Genomic DNA, 3,840 nt, shown 5'->3' on the forward strand with positions numbered 1-3,840 from the left:
AGCGCACAGTGTGCGCTTTTTTTATTTTCCTACCGCTTCTTTCAATTGAGCTGCTTTTTCTTTTGGAGACGCTGCTAAGCTAATCGCGGTAATAATAGAAACGCCATCTGCACCTGCCTCTACTACTTGTTTGGCATTTTCAGGCGTGATGCCGCCGATTCCTACAATTGGAAAGTCAATATTCTGGTTTCGCACTTCTTCAATTAACTTTGTACCTTGCACTGCTTTTGCGTCTTTTTTTGTAGAAGTAGGAAAAACAGGTCCCATTCCTACATAATCCGCCCCGTCTTTTATCGCTTGCTGCAGCTCTTGTACATTATGAACAGAGACGCCTACAATTCCTTTTCCTATTTTCTCTCGAACAATATGAGCTTTTTCATCTTCTTGTCCAATATGAATGCCATCTGCTTGTAAGCGTATCGCTAAGTCAAGATCATCATTCACAACAAAAGGAACGCTGTGCTGCTGACAAATTTGCTGAAGTTCCTTCGCCAGCTGATATTTCGCTTCTCCTGTTAGCGCACCTTCGCCTTTTTCACGGAATTGAAACACGGTAACCCCGCCTTCAATTGCTTCTTTCAACACTTCTCTCGGATCTTTTGTACAGTTATTGCTGCCCATTATAAAATAAACTTGCAGCAACTTTTTGATTTCTTCATTTGTCATTTTCCGGCTCCTTTTAACGTTGATGTACTCTTGCATATGATTCAATATCCTGCCCAGATAAAAGATGAAGCTGATTTAACAGCTCAATTTGAAAGCTTCCCGGCCCTTCTTCACCTTTTTTCGCTGCGGCGATTTCACCCGCCACTCCGTAAAAACTTAAAGCAGCAACGCTTGCCTCGACATATTCTTTTTCTACAGCAGCGAAAGCTCCTATAATTGATGTTAGCAGACACCCAGTTCCCGTCACTTTCGTAAATAACGGGTGACCGTTGTCTACTGTATACGTTTTGTTTCCATCTGTGATTACATCTTGTTTACCCGTGATAACAATCACCGTATCTAATTTGTTCGCTGCTTTCTCAGCAAGTTCAATGACGTCTCCTTGCCCTTCTAATGAATCAACGCCTTTAATGAGCCATGACTCGCCTACGACATTCGCAACTTCAGCAGCGTTACCACGAATAACTGCAATATTTAATTCTTCTACAAGCTGACGTGCTACTTCTGTACGAAACGGTGTCGCTCCGGCTCCTACAGGATCGAAAATAACCGGCACGCCATTTTCATTTGCTGATTTTCCTGCTATTCTCATCGCTTCTACTTCTTGAGCCGTCAGTGTACCCATATTTAAGACAAGCGCTCCGGCGATTCGTGCCATGTCAGCCACTTCTTCCTTCGCATAAGCCATAACAGGTGAAGCTCCTAGTGCAAGCAGTCCATTTGCTGTAAAGTTGGTTACCACAACATTCGTAATATTATGAACAAGCGGACTTGTATCTCTTACTTTTTCTAATTGAGCTGAAATTTTACTAATATCCATGTTTTTTTCACTCTTTTCATTTAGTTTTAACACTGCAAAAAAGACAAAAAAGCACCTTGCATGCGCAAAGTGCTTTGGTATGTACTCACATTCCCTGCGCTGGCATTATCCAACAGGTTCAAATGGTCAACAGGCGTCCCTGTACTCTCAGCCTGCCCCGCGCAAGCTCCCATACTATTCTTGTTACGTTTAAAGTTTACTATTAACCTTTTTTATTTGCAACCATTTCACTGTTTTGCCGATAAAATAAAGCTTCTCTATAGGCTGAGTGCCATTGTAAACCTTACACCTTTACTAAAAGAATAATCAATAGACCTCCAGTAAGCTACTCGAGGTCTTCAATTCCCTAAGAATTCTATCATTTTTTCCTTATGGTTATTTCTCTTGAACCGCTTGATTTCTCACAGCTGTTTTTCTGTCCTTCCCTGCTCTTAAAGATAAAAGAAAACAAAGCAGCAGTACAAGTGCAGCTGATACGTACGGATAATTAATGTTTATATCAAAAAGAAAGCCTGCTACAACGGGTCCAATAATATTCCCAAGACTTGTATAAGCAGAATTTAGTCCGGCTACATACCCTTGGTCGTCTTGTGCCATCATCGACATTTGCGTGCTGATTGCCGGACGTAAAATATCTGTTGCTAAAAAGACGATGAATGTCACAACAATAATAAGCCAGTACGTGTGCACAAACAGCGTAAGTAAAATAAAAAGTCCCGTCATCATCAAGCAAAACGAAATCACTCTTTTTTCACCAAACTTATTTAAAATCCAGCCAAAAATCGTAACCTGCACTACGGCCCCCGCAATAGAGCCAAACGTAATAACAAACGCAATATCTTTGGGCGTAAAGCTAAATTTATGATCAACAAATAGCGAAAAAATCGTTTCATAATTGGATAATCCAAACGATGTCACAAAAACAATAATTAAACTTAGAAAATAAGGTTCTTTATAGGAATTCATAAGCTGGAGTAGCAGCCGATCTTCTTTTGGATTCTCATTGTTTGAAACAGCATGATTTTGTACAGGACGAGACTCTGGCAAAACAAAAAGCGTAATCACTGCAGCCAAGCCTCCTGCTACTGCGGCCATATAAAATGGTACACGCATGCCGTATTCAGCTAAAAAGCCGCCAATACCAGGTCCAATAATAAATCCTGTTGTAATCGCCGCTGTCACATAGCCCATTCCTTTAGCACGTTCTTTAGCAGACGTCACGTCCGCTGTATAGGCCATAACAGCAGGCATAATAAGCGCGGCCCCGACCCCGCCTAACATTCTTGATACAAATAATAAAAGAGGTGTACTTACTGAACCGAAGAACCATTCAGACAAGGCAAAAACAATCATTCCCGCTACAATAATTTTCTTTCTCCCTAACGAATCTGATAACCGTCCCGCTAAAGGTGAAAACAGAAATTGAGTCAGTGAAAACACCGCTACTAAAAGCCCCATCACGCTGCCGTTGATATGAAGCTCCGTCATATATGTTGGCATAATTGGAATAACGAGACCGATTCCTGTAAAAATAATAAAAATGTTTAGCATGAGCAGCAAAATCGCCGCTCGATTTCTTAACAATAATGACATATAAACCTCCTGATTACAAAAATACTGAACGTTCGGTCTATAAAAATACAAAATAATGAGGGATTACTCATTACCGCAATAAGCATCCCCGATTATTTAAGAAGACCTTGCTATAATTCCGTTTAAAAATACATCGATTGCTGAATGGTAAAGCTGCAGGGCATTTTCCGTGTTCGTTTTTCGAGACATGCGGCTCATTCCAACAAACAGCCCTTCTAAAATCACTGCAAGCTGTTCTGCATTTTTAGGAGAAAACTCTCCTTCATCAATGCCTTTTTGCAAAAGCTCCCGGTTAAACTCCACGTGTCGTTTCACCATCTCATCAATTCGCTCTTCGATGTCGCTGCCCTTTTCCTCGTTGTTAAAAAACTCATCGGCGGCTTTCGTAAGAGGATGATTTAAATCATCTAAAATGATTTGCTCCGCAATTCCAAAAAGCTTATCTCTTGTTGTTTTGTAAAGAGACTCTCTTTCTTTCCAGTTTCGTTCCCACTCGAGATCCCATTCGTCTATTAAATAGAGAAAAAGCCCTTCTTTACTTTTAAAGTGATAATAAATATTCCCTTTACTGCTTCCCGTAGCTTCTACAATTTCCTCAATAGATGTAGCTTTATAGCCTTTTTGAGAAAACAATGCTTTAGCGGCATCTGCCACTTTTCTTTTGGTTTGTTCACTTTGAAGCTTTTTTTTATTCAAGCTATTTCCACCGCCCCGCACATTTATTATTTATACTGAACATTCGTTTTGTATTATCTGACACC

General features: G+C 40.4%; 4 protein-coding genes and 1 riboswitch. All 4 genes read right to left on the reverse strand.

Features of this window, described 5'->3' with window-relative positions:
• Positions 1 to 21 precede the first annotated feature (21 nt).
• The 4 genes from thiE to AC1DRF_RS19020 all read right to left on the reverse strand — a co-directional run bounded on the left by thiE (position 22) and on the right by AC1DRF_RS19020 (position 3,775).
• Positions 22 to 666: a thiamine phosphate synthase gene (thiE, locus tag AC1DRF_RS19005; RefSeq protein WP_427076206.1), complete on the reverse strand. Its 645-nt coding sequence runs from the start codon at positions 664 to 666 to the stop codon at positions 22 to 24.
• Positions 667 to 679: 13 nt separating this feature from the next.
• Positions 680 to 1,486, reverse strand: coding sequence for a hydroxyethylthiazole kinase (gene thiM, locus AC1DRF_RS19010; protein WP_230183923.1), 807 nt, complete (start codon positions 1,484 to 1,486; stop codon positions 680 to 682).
• Between the two features lie 74 nt (positions 1,487 to 1,560).
• Positions 1,561 to 1,669, reverse strand: a riboswitch (TPP riboswitch).
• A 192-nt stretch (positions 1,670 to 1,861) separates the two neighbouring features.
• Positions 1,862 to 3,079, reverse strand: a complete 1,218-nt coding sequence (locus tag AC1DRF_RS19015; protein WP_013056861.1) for an MFS transporter — start codon at positions 3,077 to 3,079, stop codon at positions 1,862 to 1,864.
• A gap of 96 nt (positions 3,080 to 3,175) precedes the next feature.
• Entirely contained in the window at positions 3,176 to 3,775 is a 600-nt protein-coding gene (locus AC1DRF_RS19020) for a TetR/AcrR family transcriptional regulator (RefSeq protein WP_013056860.1), read from the reverse strand.
• Positions 3,776 to 3,840: the final 65 nt, after the last annotated feature.

Source organism: Priestia sp. P5_B4 (genome assembly GCF_056400385.1).

Bases quoted from the DNA above. Each gene is read 5' to 3' on its own strand.
- thiE (WP_427076206.1), bottom strand. From the start codon at position 666: ATGACAAATGAAGAAATCAAAAAGTTGCTGCAAGTTTATTTTATAATG.
- thiM (WP_230183923.1), bottom strand. From the start codon at position 1,486: ATGGATATTAGTAAAATTTCAGCTCAATTAGAAAAAGTAAGAGATACA.
- AC1DRF_RS19015 (WP_013056861.1), bottom strand. From the start codon at position 3,079: ATGTCATTATTGTTAAGAAATCGAGCGGCGATTTTGCTGCTCATGCTA.